The 19,229-nt window shown below is 71.9% G+C and carries 23 protein-coding genes; 2 read left to right on the forward strand and 21 right to left on the reverse strand.

The window, feature by feature from the left end; genetic code table 11:
• The 11 genes from lgt to hisI all read right to left on the reverse strand — a co-directional run.
• Positions 1-930: prolipoprotein diacylglyceryl transferase (gene lgt, locus BT364_RS01240; protein WP_256259550.1), on the reverse strand; the 930-nt coding region annotated here is incomplete at its 3' end.
• Positions 931-1,039: 109 nt separating this feature from the next.
• On the reverse strand, positions 1,040-1,867 hold the full coding sequence (locus BT364_RS01245) for a DsbA family protein (protein ID WP_072483166.1): 828 nt from the start codon (positions 1,865-1,867) through the stop codon (positions 1,040-1,042).
• A gap of 74 nt (positions 1,868-1,941) precedes the next feature.
• Positions 1,942-2,754: a tryptophan synthase subunit alpha gene (trpA, locus tag BT364_RS01250; RefSeq protein WP_072483167.1), complete on the reverse strand. Its 813-nt coding sequence runs from the start codon at positions 2,752-2,754 to the stop codon at positions 1,942-1,944.
• Entirely contained in the window at positions 2,751-4,031 is a 1,281-nt protein-coding gene (gene trpB, locus BT364_RS01255; protein WP_072483168.1) for a tryptophan synthase subunit beta, read from the reverse strand. The genes trpA and trpB overlap by 4 nt, the downstream gene beginning before the upstream one ends.
• A gap of 137 nt (positions 4,032-4,168) precedes the next feature.
• The gene (gene trpM / locus BT364_RS01260; protein ID WP_371267897.1) at positions 4,169-4,384 is read right to left on the reverse strand and encodes a tryptophan biosynthesis modulator TrpM; all 216 of its coding nucleotides are present in this window, start codon (positions 4,382-4,384) and stop codon (positions 4,169-4,171) included.
• 8 nt (positions 4,385-4,392) lie between these two features.
• Positions 4,393-5,202: an indole-3-glycerol phosphate synthase TrpC gene (trpC, locus tag BT364_RS01265; RefSeq protein ID WP_072483169.1), complete on the reverse strand. Its 810-nt coding sequence runs from the start codon at positions 5,200-5,202 to the stop codon at positions 4,393-4,395.
• Positions 5,203-5,317: 115 nt separating this feature from the next.
• The gene (locus tag BT364_RS01270) at positions 5,318-5,773 is read right to left on the reverse strand and encodes a DUF2752 domain-containing protein (protein WP_072483170.1); all 456 of its coding nucleotides are present in this window, start codon (positions 5,771-5,773) and stop codon (positions 5,318-5,320) included.
• 80 nt (positions 5,774-5,853) lie between these two features.
• Positions 5,854-6,102 carry an HGxxPAAW family protein gene (locus tag BT364_RS01275; RefSeq protein ID WP_072483171.1) on the reverse strand — a complete coding sequence of 83 codons (249 nt, stop codon included), beginning with the start codon at positions 6,100-6,102 and terminating at the stop codon, positions 5,854-5,856.
• A 128-nt stretch (positions 6,103-6,230) separates the two neighbouring features.
• Positions 6,231-6,890: a TIGR02234 family membrane protein gene (locus BT364_RS01280; protein ID WP_072483172.1), complete on the reverse strand. Its 660-nt coding sequence runs from the start codon at positions 6,888-6,890 to the stop codon at positions 6,231-6,233.
• A gap of 14 nt (positions 6,891-6,904) precedes the next feature.
• Positions 6,905-8,398, reverse strand: coding sequence for an anthranilate synthase component I (locus BT364_RS01285; protein ID WP_072483173.1), 1,494 nt, complete (start codon positions 8,396-8,398; stop codon positions 6,905-6,907).
• Positions 8,399-8,410: 12 nt separating this feature from the next.
• Positions 8,411-8,794: a phosphoribosyl-AMP cyclohydrolase gene (gene hisI / locus BT364_RS01290; RefSeq protein WP_072483174.1), complete on the reverse strand. Its 384-nt coding sequence runs from the start codon at positions 8,792-8,794 to the stop codon at positions 8,411-8,413.
• An 84-nt stretch (positions 8,795-8,878) separates the two neighbouring features.
• Here hisI and BT364_RS01295 point away from each other — a divergent pair, with 84 nt between their 5' ends.
• Positions 8,879-9,511 (forward strand): TIGR03085 family metal-binding protein, encoded by a 633-nt coding sequence (locus BT364_RS01295; protein ID WP_072483175.1) that lies wholly within the window; start codon positions 8,879-8,881, stop codon positions 9,509-9,511.
• A 17-nt stretch (positions 9,512-9,528) separates the two neighbouring features.
• On the opposite strand, the gene BT364_RS01300 is transcribed toward BT364_RS01295, so the two are convergent.
• From BT364_RS01300 to hisD, 10 genes are all read right to left on the reverse strand, one after another.
• On the reverse strand, positions 9,529-10,779 hold the full coding sequence (locus tag BT364_RS01300; RefSeq protein WP_072483176.1) for an MFS transporter: 1,251 nt from the start codon (positions 10,777-10,779) through the stop codon (positions 9,529-9,531).
• A 25-nt stretch (positions 10,780-10,804) separates the two neighbouring features.
• Positions 10,805-11,392: an ArsR/SmtB family transcription factor gene (locus tag BT364_RS01305; protein ID WP_072483177.1), complete on the reverse strand. Its 588-nt coding sequence runs from the start codon at positions 11,390-11,392 to the stop codon at positions 10,805-10,807.
• 169 nt (positions 11,393-11,561) lie between these two features.
• On the reverse strand, positions 11,562-12,317 hold the full coding sequence (gene hisF / locus BT364_RS01310; RefSeq protein WP_072483178.1) for an imidazole glycerol phosphate synthase subunit HisF: 756 nt from the start codon (positions 12,315-12,317) through the stop codon (positions 11,562-11,564).
• Positions 12,314-12,712 carry a RidA family protein gene (locus BT364_RS01315; protein WP_072483179.1) on the reverse strand — a complete coding sequence of 133 codons (399 nt, stop codon included), beginning with the start codon at positions 12,710-12,712 and terminating at the stop codon, positions 12,314-12,316. Before BT364_RS01315 ends, hisF begins: the two co-directional genes overlap by 4 nt.
• Entirely contained in the window at positions 12,709-13,434 is a 726-nt protein-coding gene (gene priA / locus BT364_RS01320) for a bifunctional 1-(5-phosphoribosyl)-5-((5-phosphoribosylamino)methylideneamino)imidazole-4-carboxamide isomerase/phosphoribosylanthranilate isomerase PriA (protein ID WP_072483180.1), read from the reverse strand. The genes BT364_RS01315 and priA overlap by 4 nt, the downstream gene beginning before the upstream one ends.
• Positions 13,434-14,075 (reverse strand): imidazole glycerol phosphate synthase subunit HisH, encoded by a 642-nt coding sequence (gene hisH, locus BT364_RS01325; protein ID WP_072483181.1) that lies wholly within the window; start codon positions 14,073-14,075, stop codon positions 13,434-13,436. Before hisH ends, priA begins: the two co-directional genes overlap by 1 nt.
• Before the next feature lie 11 nt (positions 14,076-14,086).
• A complete protein-coding gene (locus tag BT364_RS41275; protein WP_164493121.1) occupies positions 14,087-14,254 on the reverse strand; it encodes a hypothetical protein in 168 nt (55 codons plus the stop codon).
• Positions 14,251-14,847, reverse strand: a complete 597-nt coding sequence (gene hisB, locus BT364_RS01330; protein ID WP_072483182.1) for an imidazoleglycerol-phosphate dehydratase HisB — start codon at positions 14,845-14,847, stop codon at positions 14,251-14,253. Before hisB ends, BT364_RS41275 begins: the two co-directional genes overlap by 4 nt.
• Positions 14,848-14,962: 115 nt before the next feature.
• Positions 14,963-16,090, reverse strand: coding sequence for a histidinol-phosphate transaminase (locus BT364_RS01335; protein WP_072483183.1), 1,128 nt, complete (start codon positions 16,088-16,090; stop codon positions 14,963-14,965).
• Complete coding sequence (hisD, locus tag BT364_RS01340) at positions 16,087-17,409, reverse strand: histidinol dehydrogenase (RefSeq protein WP_072483184.1); 1,323 nt, start codon at positions 17,407-17,409, stop codon at positions 16,087-16,089. Before hisD ends, BT364_RS01335 begins: the two co-directional genes overlap by 4 nt.
• Before the next feature lie 138 nt (positions 17,410-17,547).
• On the opposite strand from hisD, the gene BT364_RS01345 reads away from it, so the two are divergent.
• Positions 17,548-19,149 (forward strand): oxidoreductase, encoded by a 1,602-nt coding sequence (locus tag BT364_RS01345; RefSeq protein ID WP_072483185.1) that lies wholly within the window; start codon positions 17,548-17,550, stop codon positions 19,147-19,149.
• Positions 19,150-19,229 lie beyond the last annotated feature (80 nt).

The following is a 19,229-nucleotide window of genomic DNA, read 5'->3' on the forward strand; positions in this document are numbered from 1 at the left end:
GTCCGCGTCGTCCTTGGAGTCCGCGTCGTCCTTGGAGTCCGCGTCGTCCTCGGCGGTCTCGACGCCATCGGCGGTCTCGACGCCCTCGGCCTTCGCCGCCTCCGCCGCTTCCTTCGCGGCGCCCGGCTCCACGATCTCCTCGCGCCCCGGCCGTACCTTCGCCGAGATCACGATGTACGCCACCGCCAGCACGAACACGATCAGCGCGGTCCACACGTTCAGGCGCAGGCCCAGGATGTGGTGGGCCTCGTCGACCCGCATGTACTCGATCCAGGCCCGTCCCGCGCAGTACGCGGCGACGTACAGGGCGAACGCCCGGCCGTGTCCGAGCTTGAAGCGGCGGTCCGCCCAGATCACCAGCAGGGCGACACCGATGCACCACAGCGACTCGTAGAGGAACGTCGGGTGGTAGGTGCCGGCGACCCGGTTGGGGCCCTCGCTGATCTCCAGCGCCCACGGCAGATCGGTCTGCTTGCCGTACAGCTCCTGGTTGAACCAGTTGCCCCAGCGGCCGCAGGCCTGGGCCAGGGCGATGCCGGGGGCGAGCGCGTCGGCCCAGGCGGGCAGCGGGATCCCGCGGCGGCGGCAGCCGATCCAGGCGCCGACGGCACCGAGGGCGATCGCGCCCCAGATGCCGAGGCCGCCCTGCCAGATCTTGAAGGCGTCGACCCAGTTCTCACCGTCGCTGAAGTACAGCTGGTAGTCGGTGATGACGTGGTAGAGCCGGCCGCCGACGAGGCCGAAGGGCACGGCCCAGACGGCGATGTCGGCAACGGTGCCGGATCTGCCGCCCCGGGCGACCCAGCGCTTGTTGCCGAACCAGACGGCGACGAAGACACCGATGATGATGCAGAACGCGTAGCCGCGGAGCGGGATCGGGCCGAGATCGATCACGCCGGTCGACGGGCTGGGAATGTAGGCAAGGTCCATGGCAGGGTCGACGCTACCTTGCCGGGTGGGGCGTACGGCAACCCACCCGACAACGTATGGGTAACGGGCAGGTCATCGATTCCCCTGCTCGACTCCGCGCGGGGACCGGTCAGGAACCCGACGGGGTGGGGGTGACCGTGGCCGGCTTCTTGCCCTTGTTGGCCTCGGCCACCCACTTCTTCAGGTTGGCCACGGTGATCGGCTCGTTCCCCTTCTTCGGGAAGATCGATTCCCCGTTGAGCTGCGCGGTCGGCGTGCCCTGGAATCCGCCGTTCTGGAACGCCGTGTTGGACTTCTTGACCCAGCCGTCGTGCTTGCCGTCCTCCACACAGCTGCGGAAACCGGGGGTGTCGAGCCCCGGGACCTTCCCCGAGAGCTCGACCAGCTTGGCGTTGTCACCGAAGGCGTCGTCGGTCTCCTGCGGCTGGTTGCGGTAGAGCACGTCGTGGTACGCGGAGAACTTACCGGCGTCCTGGGCGCAGGCCGCCGCGTTGGCCGCGCGCAGCGAACCGCTGCCGCCGAGATTGCCGTCGATGATCGTGGCGAGGTGGTACTCGACCTTGATCTGCCCGGTGTTCTCCAACTGGTGGATCGTGTCGCGGAACGCGTTCTCGAACTGGGCGCAGACCGGGCAGCGGAAATCCTCCCAGATGGTGAGCGTGGACGGGGCGTCGTCCGCGCCGACCCGGATGGCCAGGCTGTCCTTCCCGGTCGCGCCGGACGGGGCGGCGACGGGGCCCCCCGCCTCGCTCTTGTCACCCTTGCCGCCCGAATTCGCGGCGATCACGCCGACGACGGCGGCCAGCGCCAGCACACCCACCACCGCACTGGCGACGATCAGCGTGCGCCTGCGGCGCTCACTGGCCTTCTGGCGCTCACGCTGCTGTACGAGCCGGTCTCGCGCGGCCCTTTTTCCCTGTTCGTTCTTCTCGCTCACACCCGCAGCAACGAACCGGGGAGGCACGTGCGTGCCTCCCCGGTCCAGGTCCACTCGTTTGGGTTACACCCGATTCAGCGCTTTCGAACGCCTTCGGCGAGTTCGCCCGCCAGGGAGCGGACGGCGGCCAGACCGGCCGCCTCGTCGGGGGCGTCCAGCATCGCCTTGACGAAGGCGGAGCCGACGATCACCCCGTCGGCGAAGCCCGCCACCTCGGCGGCCTGCCGGGCGTTGGAGACGCCCAGGCCGACGCAGACCGGCAGGTCCGTCGTGGCGCGGGTGCGCCGGACCAGGTCCTGGGCCTGGTCGCCGACCGAATCGCGGGTGCCGGTGACACCCATCAGCGAGGCCGCGTAGACGAAGCCGGAGCCGGCCGCGGTGATGGTGGCGAGGCGCTCGTCCTTGCTGCTGGGCGCGACGACGAAGACGGTCGCGAGACCGTGCTTGTCGGCGTGCTCGCGCCACAGCTCGGACTCCTGGACCGGCAGGTCGGGCAGGATGCACCCGGCCCCGCCCGCCTCGGCGAGCTCGGCGGTGAAGCGCTCGACGCCGTACCGGTCGATCGGGTTCCAGTACGTCATGACGAGGATCGGGGCACCGGTCGCCTCGTGCGCCTCACGGACCGTGCGCATCACGTCGGCGATCTTCACACCGCCGCGCAGGGCGATGTCGTCGGCGGTCTGGATGACCGGTCCGTCGAGCACCGGGTCGCTGTGCGGCAGCCCCACCTCGACGATGTCCGCGCCGCCCGCCACGACCTCCTTCACGGCCTCGATCGCGCCGTCGACGGTCGGGAACCCGGCCGGGAGGTACGCGATGAGCGCGGCCCGGTCCTCCGCCTTCGCCTGCGCGAGGGCGGTGTTCAACAGCTCCACATTGCCGCTCACTTGGTGACCTCCTCTTCCCCGTCGGCCACATCGGCCTCGACGACCCCGTCGGTCGCGTCGTACAGCCCGAAGTAGCGGGCTGCGGTGTCCATGTCCTTGTCGCCGCGGCCGGACAGGTTGACCACGATCAGCCCGTCCTTGCCGAGCTCCTTGCCGACCTCCAGGGCTCCGGCCAGCGCGTGGGCGCTCTCGATGGCCGGAATGATCCCTTCGGTGCGGGAGAGGAGACGCAGCGACTGCATGGCCGCGTCGTCGGTGACCGCGCGGTACTCGCCGCGGCCGATGTCCTTGAGGTACGAGTGCTCCGGGCCGATGCCCGGGTAGTCGAGACCGGCCGAGATGGAGTACGGCTCGGTGATCTGGCCCTCGTCGTCCTGGAGGACGTAGCTGCGCGAGCCGTGCAGGATGCCGGGCTCGCCCGCGGTCAGGGTCGCCGCGTGCTCGCCGGTCTCCACGCCGTGTCCGGCGGGCTCGCAGCCGATCAGCCGGACGTGCGCGTCCGGGATGAAGGCGTGGAAGAGCCCGATGGCGTTGGAGCCGCCGCCGACGCAGGCGATGGCGGCGTCCGGCAGCCGGCCGGTCCGCTCCAGGATCTGGCGGCGGGCCTCGACACCGATGACCCGGTGGAAGTCGCGGACCATGGCCGGGAAGGGGTGCGGTCCCGCGACGGTGCCGAAGAGGTAGTGCGTGCGGTCCACATTGGCGACCCAGTCGCGGAACGCCTCGTTGATGGCGTCCTTCAGGGTCCTGGAGCCGGACTTCACGGCGATGACCTCCGCGCCGAGCATCCGCATCCGCGCCACGTTCAGCGCCTGCCGCTCGGTGTCGATCTCGCCCATGTAGATGGTGCATTCGAGGCCGAAGAGCGCGCAGGCGGTCGCGGTGGCGACGCCGTGCTGGCCGGCGCCGGTCTCGGCGATGACCCGGGTCTTGCCCATGCGCTTGGTGAGCAGCGCCTGGCCCAGCACGTTGTTGATCTTGTGCGAGCCGGTGTGGTTGAGGTCCTCGCGCTTGAGGAAGATCCGGGCGCCGCCCGCGTGCTCCGCGAAGCGCGGGACCTCGGTCAGCGCGCTGGGCCGGCCGGTGTAGTTGACCATGAGCTCGTTGAGCTCGGCGGCGAAGGCCGGGTCGGCCTTCGCCTTGTCGTACTCGACGGCGACCTCGTCCACGGCGGCGACGAGCGCCTCCGGGATGAACTTGCCGCCGAACGCACCGAAGTACCCCTCGGCGCTGGGGATCAGACCCTCCGGGTCCGGAATGAAGAAGTCAGATGACATCCGACGTGCTCCTCGACATCGCAATGGGTGGATTCACCGTATGCGCCGTGAGCGGAGCGCCACCGCGACCGGTGATCGGTCGGGCGGTGCGGTCGTACGTACGACGGGAGTGGTGCGGGTACGTCGGCCGGGGCTCGCTACAGCGCGGTCCCCGGGCGCCATCGCATGCCGTTGACCTGGCCGGGCTCGTCGCCGATCACGTACCGCACCCGCCGGCCGTGCACGCGGCGCGCGGGGGCGCGGCAGCCGCGGGGGCGGCAGCCGCGCGCCAGCGGGGCGTGCGGTACCCGGACCGTGGCTCCGGTGGGGCGCAGGCCCCGCCGGCGACGGGACGCGGGACGTTCGGCGGACACGGGCCGGGTCAGCTCCGTCCGTGCCGCAGCGCCGGGTGGGCGCCGGCGGCGACCAGGTCGGCGACGGCGGCCCGCGGGTCGCGGCCGGTGACCAGCGACTCGCCCACGAGCACCGCGTCGGCGCCCGCGTTGGCGTAGGCGATCAGGTCGTGCGGGCCACGGACACCGGACTCGGCGACCTTGACGATGTGGTTCGGGATCTCGGGGGCGACGCGCTCGAAGGTGGAGCGGTCGACCTTGAGGTCCTTCAGGTTGCGCGCGTTGACACCGATGACCTTCGCCCCGGCGTCCACGGCGCGCTCGGCCTCCTCCTCGTCGTGCACCTCGACCAGCGGCGTCAGGCCGATGGACTCGGCGCGCTCGATCAGGGAGACCAGGGCCTCCTGGTCGAGGGCGGCGACGATCAGCAGGGCGAGGTCGGCACCGTAGGCGCGGGCCTCCCAGAGCTGGTACGAGGTGACGATGAAGTCCTTGCGCAGGACCGGGATGTCGACCTTGGCGCGGACGGCCTCCAGGTCGGCGAGCGAGCCGCCGAAGCGGCGCCCCTCGGTGAGGACCGAGATGACGGACGCGCCGCCCGCCTCGTAGTCCGCGGCGAGCGCGGCCGGGTCGGCGATCGCGGCCAGGGCCCCCTTGGAGGGGCTGGAACGCTTGACCTCGCAGATGACGGTGACGCCCTCGCCGCGCAGGGCGGCGACTCCGTCCTTGGCCCCGGGAGCGCGCGCCGCGCGCTCCTTCAGCTCGTCGAGGCTGACACGCGCCTGCCGCTCTGCGAGGTCGGCGCGTACGCCGTCGATGATCTCGTCGAGCACACTCACGCGAGCGGCCCCCTTCCGGGACGGTGATGAGGGAACAGGATCAGCCATGTCAATGCTATCCGTAGGAGGGCGAAGGGCCCGAATCCGGTGGGCGAATGTCCCACTACCTGGGCATTCAAGGCACCAGAAACGAACCGATCGGCAGATTCCGGACGACCGAGAAGATCAGCAGTACGGCCCCGGTCCCCCACCAGACGACGGGTTTCGCGGCGAGGCTCATGGGCCTGCCCCGGGCGGCGCGGACCATCCAGACGGCCCACAACACGGCGAAGGCCGCGTAGCCGACGACGGCGAGCGCGTTGGAGCCGAGGGCGGCGGCGATGTCGCCGTGCGCGACGGCATGGGCGCTGCGCAGTCCGCCACAGCCCGGACAGTAGAGCCCGGTGAACCTCAGCAGCGGGCAGAGCGGGTAGTGGCCGGGCTCGTTGGGGTCGACGGCACCGACGTAGCCGAACGCGCCGACGACGACGGCCATGACGCCGACCGGCGTGGCCAGCCGCCGGATGCGCGAGGCCGGTACGGGGGCCGGGGGGAAGACCGGCGGGGCGGCGGGGGTAGGCGATGCGTCCACCCGGTGATTGTCCCTGCTGACGCGGAAAGGCGCAGCCCGGGCCGGGCTGCGCCTCGCATGCGTATGGGTGCCGCGTGGCGTCAGGAGACCTGGGCCTGTGCGGCGCGGGCCCGTGCCTGGGCCATCTCCGCGGACTCCTTCGGCGTGCCGAGGCCCGCGGCCTTCATCGCGAGGCCGACGACCCCGCCGAGGAGGACGACGGCGATTCCGGCCCAGAAGCCGACGGGGTTGGCCGCGACCATGAAGACGCCTGCGGCGCAGAAGCCGATGAAGGAGATGATGACACCGGTCCAGGCGGCCGGGGTGTGTCCGTGGCTGCTGCCCGCCATGAGTTGCTCCTTGTTGGTGTTGCGCTGTTGGTATCGCTGTACGCAAAGCTGGTGGCGCTGTTGGTGCCGCTGTGCTGAAAGCTCGGATTCATTGTCCCGTACGTGCGCGGCCGGACATGATCTGGGGGTCACACCTCGCGCGTCGGGTCCTCGCCGCGGTCCAGGGCCTTCCAGAGATCCTCGGGCCGGTCCGGGTCCGGGGCGGTGCGGGCGGCCTTGCGGGGGCGGGGGGTGCCGTCCCGTTCGTACCGTCCCGACATGGTGGGCCAGAGCTTCCCGTAGCGCAGGGCGAGCAGCCCGGCGAGCAGGATCAGCAGGCCGCCGGCCGCGGTGACGTAGGGCCACGCGGTGTGGGCGAGCGCGCCGATGGTCGCCGAGGCGTCGCCGGTGGACTGGGCGGCCTTCTCGTCGAGCGCCGCGCTGTCGGAGGCGCCGAGGCAGGCGCTCAGTCCGGCGCCGAGGCCGCTGAGGGCGAGGAGCCCGGCGACGACCAGCCGGCCGGCGCCGCGGACCGCGAAGACGGCGACGAGGGCGGCCAGGCCGACTACGGCGAGGGCCGCCGGGAGGCCGGTGACGTCCTGCCCGTCTGCGGTCAGGGGCAGCGAGCCGCCGCCGACGGACGCCTCGCCCTCGGCCCAGGTCTGGCCGGAGGCGAGCAGCACGACGGTGGCGCCGGCCGCCCCGAGGAGCAGACCGGCGGCCAGACTGCGACGGCTTCCCGAGGCGTCGGGCGCGGCGACGGCTCGGGCACGGGGCTGGGGTACGGGGACAGCACTCACGTACTCCACTATCCCCTACCGCCTCAGACGCCGTGGAGCCGGTTGGCCGTATGCACCGCGCGGAGCACCGCCGCGGCCTTGTTGCGGCATTCGGTGTCCTCGGCGACCGGGTCGGAGTCCGCGACGACGCCCGCTCCGGCCTGGACGTACGCCGTGCCGTCGCGGAGCAGGGCGGTGCGGATGGCGATGGCGGTGTCGGAGTCCCCGGCGAAGTCGAGATAGCCGACGCAGCCTCCGTACAGTCCGCGGCGGGCCGGTTCGAGCTCCTCGATGATCTGCATCGCGCGGGGCTTGGGGGCGCCGGAGAGGGTGCCTGCGGGGAAGCAGGCGGTGAGGACGTCGAAGGCGGTGCGGCCCTCGGCGACGCGGCCGGTGACGGTGGAGACGATGTGCATCACGTGCGAGTACCGCTCGATCGACATGAAGTCGACGACCTCGACGGTGCCGGGTGCGCAGACCCGCCCCAGGTCGTTGCGGCCGAGGTCGACCAGCATCAGGTGCTCGGCGCGTTCCTTCGGGTCGGCGAGGAGTTCGTCGGCGAGCGCCTGGTCCTCCTGCGGGGTGGCGCCGCGGTGCCTGGTCCCGGCGATCGGGTGGACCATGGCGTGTCCGTCCTCGACCTTGACGAGGGCCTCCGGGCTGGAGCCGGCGACGTCGAAGCCGTCGAACCGGAAGAGATACATGTACGGCGAGGGGTTGGTGGCGCGCAGCACCCGGTATACGTCCAACGCGCTTGCCGTGCACGGGGTTTCGAAGCGCTGGGAGGGGACGACCTGGAAGGCCTCGCCGGCCCTGATGCGCTCCTTCACGTCCTCGACGGCGTCCTGGTACGCCTTGCCGCCCCACAGTGCGGTGTACGGGGGCAGCTCGGACGGCGGAAGGGTGGCGGGGGCGTTCTCGACGGGGCGCGAGAGGTCGCGTTCCATGGCGTCGAGGCGGGCGACGGCGTCCGCGTACGCCTCGTCGACACCGGTCGAGAGGTCGTTGTGGTTGATCGCGTTGGCGATCAGCAGGACGCTGCCGTCCCAGTGGTCCAGCACGGCCAGGTCCGAGGTGAGCAGCATGGTCAGCTCGGGCACGTGCAGGTCGTCCTCGCCGCTGTCGCCGATCTTCTCCAGGCGGCGCACGATGTCGTAGCCGAGGTAGCCGACCATGCCGCCGGTGAACGGGGGCATTCCGTCGTCGACGACCAGGTCGTGCGGGGTGTGCAGGGTCTCGATGGTGGCGCGCAGGGCCTCCAGGGGGTCGCCGTCGACGGGGACCCCGACGGGCGGGACGCCCAGCCAGTGGGCCTGTCCGTCGCGTGCGGTGAGGGTGGCGGCGCTGCGTACCCCGATGAAGGAGTAGCGCGACCAGGTGCGGCCGTTCTCCGCGGACTCCAGGAGGAAGGTGCCGCTGCGCTCGCCCGCGAGTTTGCGGTAGAGCCCGACCGGGGTGTCGCCGTCCGCGAGGAGCCTGCGGCTGACGGGGATGACGCGCCGGTCGACGGCGAGTTTGCGGAAGGTGTCGAGATCCATGGCGGGCGGCCCTTACTGCGCGAGCGGGAGGACGTCGGCGTCGAAGCAGGTGCGGTCGCCGGTGTGGCAGGCGGCACCCGTCTGGTCGACCCGGACGAGGACGGTGTCGGCGTCGCAGTCGAGGGCGACGGACTTGACCCGCTGGATGTGGCCCGAGGTGTCGCCCTTGACCCAGTACTCCTGGCGGCTGCGGGACCAGTAGGTGCAGCGGCCGGTGGTGAGGGTGCGGTGCAGGGCCTCGTCGTCCATCCAGCCGAGCATCAGCACCTCGCCGGTGTCGTACTGCTGGGCGATGGCGGGGACGAGTCCGTCGGCACCGCGCTTGAGGCGGGCCGCGATGGCCGGGTCGAGGTTGCCGGACGGCGGCGGAGTGCTGGGCGTGGGCGCGCTGGTCATGCGCCCATTGTGCCGTGGCCGCGGGGTCGTTCCCGTGCGACGTCCACTGGGCGGACCGCGTGCGGCGGTCGTACGCTGGCGACCATGTCGACCCATGCGAAGCGCGAACGACTTCTGCTCGCCGACCTGTTGGAGGCGGCGGGACCGGAGGCACCGACCCTGTGCCACGGCTGGACGACCCGGGACCTGGCCGCCCATGTGGTGGTCCGCGAGCGCAGGCCGGACGCGGCGGGCGGGATCCTGCTGGGCGCGCTGAAGAACCGGCTCGAACGGGTGCAGGCCGAATTCGCCGCGAAGCCGTACGAGGAGCTGATCCAGCTGATCCGTACGGGACCGCCGAGGTTCTCCCCGTACGCCGTGAAGCAGATCGACGAGGCCGCCAACACCGTCGAGTTCTACATCCACACGGAGGATGTCCGCCGGGCCCAGCCGGACTGGTCGCGGCGCGAGCTGGACCCGGTCTTCGCCGATCTGCTGTGGTCGCGTGCCGAGAAGACGGCCCGGCTGCTGGGCCGCAGGTCCCCGGTGGGGCTGGTACTGCGCCGCCCGGACGGCCAGACCGCGGTGGCGCACAAGGGCACCCCGGTGGTGACGGTCACCGGCGAGCCGGGCGAGCTGCTGCTCTTCGCGTTCGGGCGGCAGGACGCGGCCGTGGTGGGCCTGGAGGGCGACAAGGAGGCGGTGGACCGGCTGCACACGGCGGAGCTGGGGATGTAGGGCGCACGGGGGCGGGGTCAGCGCGGGAGTTCCGCGCGGCGCAGCCCGGCGATGGCCAGCCCCGTCACCGCCCCCGAGGCGCACACCGCGGCGCTGGCGGCGAAGACCGGGCCGGTCCCCCAAGCGGCGACGGCGGCTCCCGTGACCGGGTAGCCGAGCGGGGCGATCGCGTGGGTGAAGAGCGTCGAGACCGAGGTGACCCGGCCGAGGTAGGCGGGTTCGGTGACGGTCTGGATCAGGGCCCCGCACAGGGAGCCGCCGAGGCCGGCGAAGAGCCCGACGCAGACCGCCCCGGCGGCGGCGAGGGGCACCGAGGGCAGGTACGCCAGGGCGCCGATGGCGACCGCGCCGATCAGCACCGTCAGGCACATCACCAGCCCGGCGCGCGGCACCCGGCCGCGCACGGCGAGCAGCAGGGCCGACGCACCGGCGCCGATGCCGAAGGCGGCGATGATCCAGCCCATGCCGGACGCGCCCCAGTCACGCTCCCGGGCGAGCAGGACAAGTCCGAGGTTGAGCGGCCCGACGAAGCCCAGCTCGCTGACGGCGACGACCAGCATCAGCGGTCCGAGCAGCGGGTGGCGGCGGATGTGGCGCAGCCCGTCGGCCAGGTCGTGCCAGGCGGTGCCGGAGGGTTCGGCGCCCTCCTGGTCGGGCAGCGGGCGGATCCGCAGGGACAGGAGCAGCGGCAGCGACACGGCGAAGAGCACCCCGGCCGCGGCGAAGGCGAGCGCCGGTCCGCCGAGGGCCACCGCGACGCCGCCGAGCGGGGCGCCGACAACATTGGCGGTACGGGTGGCCAGTCCGCGCATTCCCTGGACGCGGGCCAGCTCTCCGGCTGCGGTGATCCGGGGCGGCAGGGCGCCGACGGCGGGCAGGAAGAGGGCGTCGACCACGCCGAAGACGAGCGCGACGGCGATCAGCATCCACAGCGCGGGCGAGGTGAGCAGCAGCGCGCCGGCCAGGCCGAGGACGACCAGGCAGCGGGCGGCGTCGCTGCCGATGACGACGCGGCGCGGTCCGATCCGGTCGGCGAGCACTCCCCCGCCGAGCATCAGCACGGCCCGGGGTATGGAGCCGACGGCGAGGACGATCCCGGTCTGGGCGTCGCTGCCGGTGCGGGCGGCGGCCCAGGCCAGCGCCATGTAGTAGACGCTGTCGCCGATCATCGAGGCGGTGTGGGCGCCTAACCAGCGCAGGACGTTGGCGTCGCGGTGGGCGGGGCGTTCGGCGACCTGCGTGGGCGTGACGGTGTCGGTGACGGTCATGGGGTCGGCCTCCCGGGGCGGCGGGTCAGGGGCGGAACGGGAATGTGTACAGGTGTACGGCGACGTTCTCGCGGCCTTCCGTCTCCCCGGCCTCTTCGCGGGCACGGCCGAGTCCCTCGTACCGGTCGACGACCTCGTGCATCTCGCGGGTGAGCGCGGAGAGCTCCTCGGCGGTGAGCCGGGCCAGGTACTCGGAGCTGGAGGCGGCGCTGCGCCACTCCAGCGGCCAGGTCGGGGCCGAGTCGAGGTAGCGGCGGTACAGCTCGATGTGCTGGTCGAAGGAGAGCCGGCCGACGGCGGCGTGCGTGGCGGCCTTCTCGGGGGCGTCGGTGAAGTCCTCCTCGTGGAAGTTCAGCCCCTTCGAGGCGGGCTGCCACCAGCGTTCGCGGCCGTCCGCGCCCTGCTGCTCGGCCTCCTCGATCAGGCCGTGGTCGGCGAGCTTGCGCAGGTGGTAGCTGACGAGCGAGACCGCCTCGTCGACCTGCTCGGCCAGTTGGGACGCGGTGGCCTTGCGGGCGATGTAGAGCGCCCGGTAGAGCCGCATCCGCAGGGGGTGCCCGAACGCCTTCAGGGTCTCCAGGTCCGAGACCCGGCGTGATTCCTTGCTTGCCATGCCCCGACCGTAGATGGAAAAGAAAGCTTGCGCAATCTTTATTGCGCAATAAAAGTTGTGGGATCCCGGACGGCAGAAGAGACGACGGAAGAGACAGCGGAAAAGCCCGTCGCCGGGCGGGGCCGATGGATCGGCTCCGCCCGGCGACGGGCTCGGTGAGTGGTGCGGGTCAGCGGACCGGGTGTCCGGCCTCCCTGAGCGCGTCCTTGACCTCGGAGATCCGCAGATCGCCGAAGTGGAAGACGGAGGCGGCGAGCACCGCGTCGGCGCCCGCCTCGATGGCGGGTGCGAAGTCGGCGAGCCGGCCGGCGCCGCCGGAGGCGATGACGGGGACGGTCACGTGCTTCCGTACCGCCGTGATCATCTCGGTGTCGTAGCCGTCCTTGGTGCCGTCCGCGTCCATCGAGTTGAGCAGGATCTCGCCCGCGCCCAGCTCGGCGGCGCGGTGCGCCCATTCGACGGCGTCGATGCCGGTGCCCCTGCGGCCGCCGTGCGTGGTGACCTCGAAGGTGCCCCGGGGGGTGCGCCGGGCGTCCACGGAGAGCACCAGGACCTGACGGCCGAAGCGCTCGGCGATCTCCCGGATGAGGTCGGGGCGGGCGATGGCGGCGGTGTTGACGCCGACCTTGTCCGCACCGGCCCGCAGCAGCTTGTCGACGTCGTCGGCGGTGCGGACGCCGCCGCCGACCGTGAGCGGGATGAAGACCTGCTCGGCGGTGCGGCGCACCACGTCGTAGGTGGTCTCCCGGTCGCCGCTGGAGGCGGTGATGTCCAGGAAGGTCAGCTCGTCGGCGCCCTCGGCGTCGTACAGCTTCGCCATCTCGACGGGGTCGCCCGCGTCGCGCAGGTTCTGGAAGTTGACGCCCTTGACGACCCGGCCGTTGTCGACGTCCAGGCAGGGGATGACGCGTACCGCGAGGCTCATCGCGCACCTGCCCGGTAGGCCTCGACCTCGACCTCGACGACCAGGCTCGGGTCCACGAAACCGGACACGATGATCATCGAGGCGGCGGGGCGCACGTCGTCGAAGAGCTCCTTGTGGGCGCGGCCGACCTCGTCCACGTCCCGGGCGTGCGTGAGGTACATCCGGGTACGGACGACGTCCTCGCGGCCCAGGCCGAACTGCTTCAGCGCGTCGAAGGCGATCCTGAAGGAGGTGACGGTCTGCTCGTACGGGCCGCCCGCGGAGATCTGGCCGTTCTCCACCGACGTGCAGCCGGCGACCAGGACGAGGCCGTTCGGCAGCTCCACCGCGCGGGAGTAGCCGAACTTCTCCTCCCACGGGCCGCCGGAGGAGACACGGTTGACGGAGTCGCTCATCCGGAGACCACCTGCAGCGCTTCTTCGAGGGTGAACGCCTTCGCGTACAGCGCCTTGCCGACGATCGCGCCCTCGACGCCGTCCGGGACGAGCGAGGCGATGGCCCGCAGGTCGTCCAGCGAGGAGACGCCGCCGGAGGCGACGACGGGCTTGTCGGTGGCGGCGCAGACGTTCTTCAGGAGCTCCAGGTTGGGGCCCTGGAGCGTGCCGTCCTTGGCGATGTCGGTGACGACGTAGCGGGCGCAGCCCTCGGAGTCGAGGCGGGCGAGCGTCTCGTACAGGTCGCCGCCGTCACGGGTCCAGCCGCGGCCGCGCAGCGTCGTGCCGCGGACGTCGAGGCCGACGGCGATCCGGTCGCCGTGCTCGGCGATGACCTTGGCGACCCATTGAGGGGTCTCCAGGGCGGCGGTGCCGAGGTTGACCCGGCGGCAGCCGGTGGCGAGGGCGGCGGCCAGCGAGGCGTCGTCGCGGATGCCGCCGGAGAGCTCGACCTTGATGTCCATGGCGCCGGCCACCTCGGCGATCAGCGCCCGGTTGTCCCCGGTGCCGAAGGCGGCGTCCAGGTCGACGAGGTGCAGCCACTCGGCCCCGGCGCGCTGCCAGGCGAGGGCGGCCTCCAGCGGGGAACCGTAGGAGGTCTCGGAGCCGGACTCGCCATGGACGAGGCGGACGGCCTGGCCGTCGCGGACGTCGACGGCGGGGAGCAGTTCAAGCTTCGGCATCAGAGTGTCTCGATCCAGTTGGTCAGCAGCTGGGCGCCGGCATCGCCGGACTTCTCGGGGTGGAACTGGGTGGCCCACAGGGCACCGTTCTCCACGGCGGCGACGAACGGCTCGCCGTGGGTGGCCCAGGTGACCCGGGGGGCGCGGATCTTGGCGTTGGTGACTTCCAGGCTCCAGTCGTGCACCGCGTAGGAATGCACGAAGTAGAACCGGGCCTCGGGGCCGAGACCGGCGAAGAGCTGGGAGTCCTCGGGGGCCCGCACGGTGTTCCAGCCCATGTGCGGGACGACCGGGGCCTTCAGCGGGGCGACGGTGCCGGGCCATTCGTCCAGGCCCTCCGTCTCCACGCCGTGCTCGATGCCGCGCTCGAAGAGGATCTGCATACCGACGCAGATGCCCATGACGGGGCGGCCTCCGGAGAGCCTGCGGCCGATGATCCATTCGCCGCGGGCCTTCTTCAGCCCGTCCATGCACGCGGAGAACGCGCCGACGCCGGGCACCAGCAGCCCGTCGGCGTTCATCGCCTTCTCGAAGTCACGGGTGATCTCGACGTCCGCGCCGACGCGGGCCAGGGCCCGCTCGGCGGAACGGACGTTGCCGAAGCCGTAGTCGAAGACGACGACCTTCTTGTTGTCGCTCACAGCTCGTTCCCTCAGTCCCAGAGTCCCTGGATCCGCAGAATGCCTGCCACCAGGCACATCACGGAGGCGAGCGAGAGCAGGACGATGACCCCCTTGGGCATGCCCTGCTTCGCGAAGGAGTAGACGCCGCCGGCCAGGAAGAGGCCGACGACGATCAGGATGGTGTTGAGGCCGGTCACAGCGCGCCCTTCGTGGAGGGGAGGATCCCGGCGGCGCGCGGGTCGTGCTCGCTGGCGTAGCGCAGGGCGCGGGCGAGCGCCTTGAACTGGCACTCCACGATGTGGTGGGCGTTGCGCCCGTACGGCACGTGGACGTGCAGGGCGATCTGCGCCTGTGCGACGAAGGACTCCAGGATGTGCCGGGTCATCGTCGTGTCGTACGCGCCGATCATCGGCGCCATGTTCTCCGGCTCGGTGTGCACCAGGTAGGGGCGGCCGGACAGGTCGACGGTGACCTGGGCGAGCGACTCGTCCAGCGGGACGGTGCAGTTGCCGAAGCGGTAGATCCCGACCTTGTCGCCGAGCGCCTGCTTGAACGCGGCGCCGAGGGCGAGGGCGGTGTCCTCGATGGTGTGGTGCGAGTCGATGTGCAGATCGCCGTCGGTCTTGACCGTGAGGTCGAAGAGCCCGTGCCTGCCGAGCTGGTCGAGCATGTGGTCGTAGAAGCCGACGCCGGTCGACACATCGACCTTGCCGGTGCCGTCGAGGTTTATCTCGACCAGTACCGAGGTTTCCTTGGTGGTGCGTTCCACGCGGCCTACGCGGGGGCTCATGCGCTTGCTCCTTGGTTGTGCTCGCCTCGCCGGGCCGGATCACGGTCGGCCCCGTGTCGGCTGGGTGTCCGGGGGGCCTCCCCCGGGAGATGCAGTACGCGGCCTGCGCGGGGGCTCATGCGTCGTGCTCCTTCTTCAGTTCGCTTACCGCATCGAGGAACGCGTCGTTCTCTGCCGGCGTGCCCGCGGAGACCCGCAGCCATCCCGGTACGCCGTTGTCCCGGACCAGGACGCCCCGGTCGAGGATCCGCTGCCAGGCGGTGTGGCTGTCGGCGAAGCGGCCGAACTGGACGAAGTTGGCGTCCGAGTCGGTGACGTCGTAGCCGAGAGCGCGCAGCTCGGTGACGATCCGGTCGCGCTCGTTCTTGAGCTGCGCGACGTACCCGAGCAGCGTATCGGTGTGCTCCAGGGCGGCGAGCGCGGTGGCCTGGGTGACGGAGGACAGGTGGTACGGCAGCCGCACCAGCTGGACCGCGTCGACCACGGCCGGGTCGGCGGCGAGGTAGCCCAGGCGCAGTCCGGCGGCGCCGAACGCCTTCGACATGGTGCGCGAGAGCACCATGTTCGGCCGGCCCTCGATCAGCGGGAGCAGCGAGGCGTGGTGGCTGAACTCGCCGTACGCCTCGTCGACGACGACCATCGACGGCCTGGCCGCCTGGGCGGCTTCGTAGAGCGCGAGCACGGTCTCCGCGTCGACGGCGGTGCCGGTGGGGTTGTTGGGAGAGGTGATGAAGACGACGTCGGGGCGGTGCTCGGCGATGGCCTCGCGGGCGGCCTCGACGTCGATGGTGAAGTCCTCGTTGCGCGGTCCGGAGATCCAGCCGGTGCCGGTGCCGCGGGCGATGAGGGCGTGCATGGAGTACGAGGGCTCGAAGCCGATCGCGGTACGGCCGGGGCCGCCGAAGGTCTGGAGGAGCTGCTGGAGCACCTCGTTGGAGCCGTTGGCCGCCCAGACGTTGGCGAGGGCGACCTCGTGCCCGGCGGTGCGGGTGAGGTAGCGGGCCAGTTCGGTACGGAGCTCGACGGCGTCCCGGTCGGGGTAGCGGTTGAGGTCTCGGGCGGCCTCGCGGACCCGCTCGGCGATCCGGTCGACGAGCGCCTCGGGCAGCGGGTAGGGGTTCTCGTTGGTGTTCAGCCGCACGGGTACGTCGAGCTGCGGCGCCCCGTAGGGGGACTTGCCGCGCAGCTCGTCGCGGATCGGAAGATCGTCGATGCGGGTGCGGGGGGTGTTGCCGTTCGTCACTGCTGCGGGACCTTCCAGCCGAACCTGGCCTTGAGCGCGGCGCCGTGGGCGGGGAGGTCCTCCGCCTCGGCGAGGGTCACGACGTGGTGGGTGACCTCGGCGAGCGCGTCGCGCGTGTAGTCGACGATGTGGATGCCGCGCAGGAAGGACTGCACGGAGAGGCCCGAGGAGTGGCAGGCGCAGCCGCCGGTGGGCAGGACGTGGTTGGAACCGGCGCAGTAGTCGCCGAGCGAGACCGGGGACCAGGGGCCGACGAAGATCGCGCCGGCGTTGCGGACCCGGTCGGCGACGGCGGCGGCGTCGGCGGTCTGGATCTCCAGGTGCTCGGCGGCGTACGCGTCGACGACCTTGAGGCCGTCCTCCAGGTCGTTGACCAGGACGATCGCGGACTGGCGGCCGGCCAGTGCGGGCTCGATCCGGTCGGTGACGTGCTTGGTCGCGGCGATCTGCGGCTTCAGCTCGGCCTCGGTGGCCGCGGCCAGCTCCGCGGAGTCGGTGACCAGGACCGCGGCGGCCATCGGGTCGTGCTCGGCCTGGCTGATCAGGTCGGCGGCGACGTGCACCGGGTCGGCGGTGGAATCCGCGAGGATCGCGATCTCGGTGGGGCCCGCCTCCGCGTCGATGCCGATGCGGCCCTTGAGGAGGCGCTTGGCGGCGGCGACGTAGATGTTGCCGGGGCCGGTGACGAGGTTCACCGGAAGACATTCGGCCGTTCCGTACGCGAACATCGCGACGGCCTGGGCGCCGCCCGCCGCGTACACCTCGTCGACGCCCAGCAGGGCGCAGGCGGCGAGGATGGTGGGGTGCGGCAGACCGCCGAAGTCCTTCTGCGGCGGGGAGGCGACGGCGATGCCCTCGACGCCCGCCTCCTGGGCCGGTACGACGTTCATGACCACGGACGACGGGTAGACGGAGCGCCCGCCCGGGACGTACAGACCTACGCGCTCGACCGGCACCCACTTCTCGGTGACGGTGCCGCCGGGGACGACCTGGGTGGTGTGCGTGGTGCGGCGCTGCTCGCGGTGGACGAGGCGGGCCCGGCGGATCGACTCCTCCAGGGCGGCCCGCACGGCCGGGTCGAGCCGCTCGACGGCCCCGGCGATCGCCTCGGCCGGGACCCGGATCGAGTCGAGCCGTACGCCGTCGAATTTCTCCCCCCACTCGATCACTGCCGCGGAGCCACGATGGCGTACGTCCTCGCAGATGGGCCGCACCGTCTCCAGGGCGGCTTCCACGTCGAACTCGGCACGGGGCAGCAGGTCGCGCAGGGCTCCACCCTCGGGGAGGGCATCGCCGCGCAGATCGATTCGAGAGATCACACCGCAATTCTCGCAGACCGCCTGCGGCGTCCGGTCGCCCGTATCACTGGCTGATACATGTCCCGGACGTCACTGCTGACCAATAGCGTTCACGTCGTCACCCAGGGGGAAGAACAGCTCCGAGCGGAAGGGGCACCCGTGACCGAGCCGCACGACGGCGATTTTCCGGACGGTCTGAGCGCGGCCGAGCTGGGCATGTGGCAGGCCTTCCGGAACGGCAGCACCTACGATCTGCGCGCCCGCGACCCGGCGCAGGACGATCCGTTCGCGCCGCGCGTCTGGGGACCGGAGCGCAGTGTGGACGGGCGAGTCGTCGCCCGTCTGCTGCTCTCGGGTCCGCCGCCGCGGCCCGGCCGGGTCGCGGCGCTGAAACTCCGGGGCGTGCGGATCACCGGGGTGCTCGATCTGGCGGGCGGGCGCGTCGCGCCGTACGTCGAGATGACCGGCTGCCGCTTCGAGAGCGAGGTGGTGCTGCCGGAGTGCCACTTCACGACGTTGCGGATCGTCGGCTGCGCGATGCCGAGGCTGGAGGCGGCCCGGCTGCGCACCGAGGGCGATCTGCATCTGCCGCGCTGCCGGATCCCGCGCGGGATCCGGCTCACCGACGCCCAGATCGGAACCGATCTGCTGATCAACCAGATCGAGATCGGCCCGGACCGGGGCGGGCGGGCACTGGCCGGTGACGGGCTGGCGGTCGCCCAGGACCTTCAGGCGGAGCTGATCGAGGCGCGCGGCGAGCTGAGTCTGCGCGGGGCGAAGGTCGGCGGTTCGCTGAGCCTGCGCGGCAGCCGGCTGCGGGGCAGGGAAGGGCGGCGCGCGCTGAACGCCCCGCAGCTGACCGTGGAGCGGACGCTGTACATGAGCGAGGCGTGGGTGAGCGTCGACACCGGGATCCAGGGCACCACTCCCCCGTTCGGCATCGTCATGGCGTCGACCCCGGCGAACGGCACCCGTGCGCAGGGGTTCGAGTGCCGGGGCGGGGTGCGCCTGGACGACGGCCGGTTCGGCGACGCGGTCGATCTGCACAAGGCGCGGTTCGTGCTGGGCCGGCACGAGGAACTGTCGCTGCGCCGGATCGTCACCCCGGAGCTGCGGTTCAACGTGGAACGGCCGGAGGAGGGCCGGGTCGTGCTGAACGGCGCGAAGGTCGTCACGCTGATCGACGTGTCGACCAGCTGGCCGGGGCCCGGCGGGCTGGCGATGGGCGGTTTCGTGTACGAGAACCTCGTCCCGTACGGGCACTTCCCGCTCTCCCGGCGCCTGGAATGGGTGGCGGCGGCGACCCCGGAGTACGTCCCGGAGCCGTACGAGCGGCTCGCGACGGTGCTGCGCAACTGCGGGGAGGACGCGGACGCCCGGGAGGTGCTGCTGGCCAAGCAGCGGCGGCGGCGCGAGACGTTGCCGCTCGCCGCGAAGCTCTGGGGCTTCCTCCAGGACTGGACGGTGGCGTACGGCTACCGGCCGGGGCGGGCCGCGGTGTGGATGGCCCTGCTGTGGGCGGCGGGGGCGCTGGCCTTCTCCCAGCACGTCCCGGCGGCGATCAAACAGGACGAGCATCCGCAGTGGAACCCGGCGCTGTACGCGCTGGACCTGCTGATCCCGGTGATCAATCTGGGCCAGGACGGCTACTGGCGGATGGAGGGCGGCTGGCAGTGGGCGGCGGCGATGCTCGTCCTGCTGGGCTGGATACTCGCGACGACCGTCGCGGCGGGGGCCTCGCGGCTGCTGCGCCGGGGCTGACGCGAAATCCGGCCACGGCCGGCCGGGCGACGGCCGCCCGACCGCTCGTGGCCCCGCTGCCGAGCGGGCGGCGCGGCGCC

The sequence above is a fragment of the Streptomyces atratus genome (genome assembly GCF_900119365.1).
In the GTDB taxonomy this organism is placed as follows: Bacteria; Actinomycetota; Actinomycetes; order Streptomycetales; family Streptomycetaceae; genus Streptomyces; species Streptomyces atratus_B.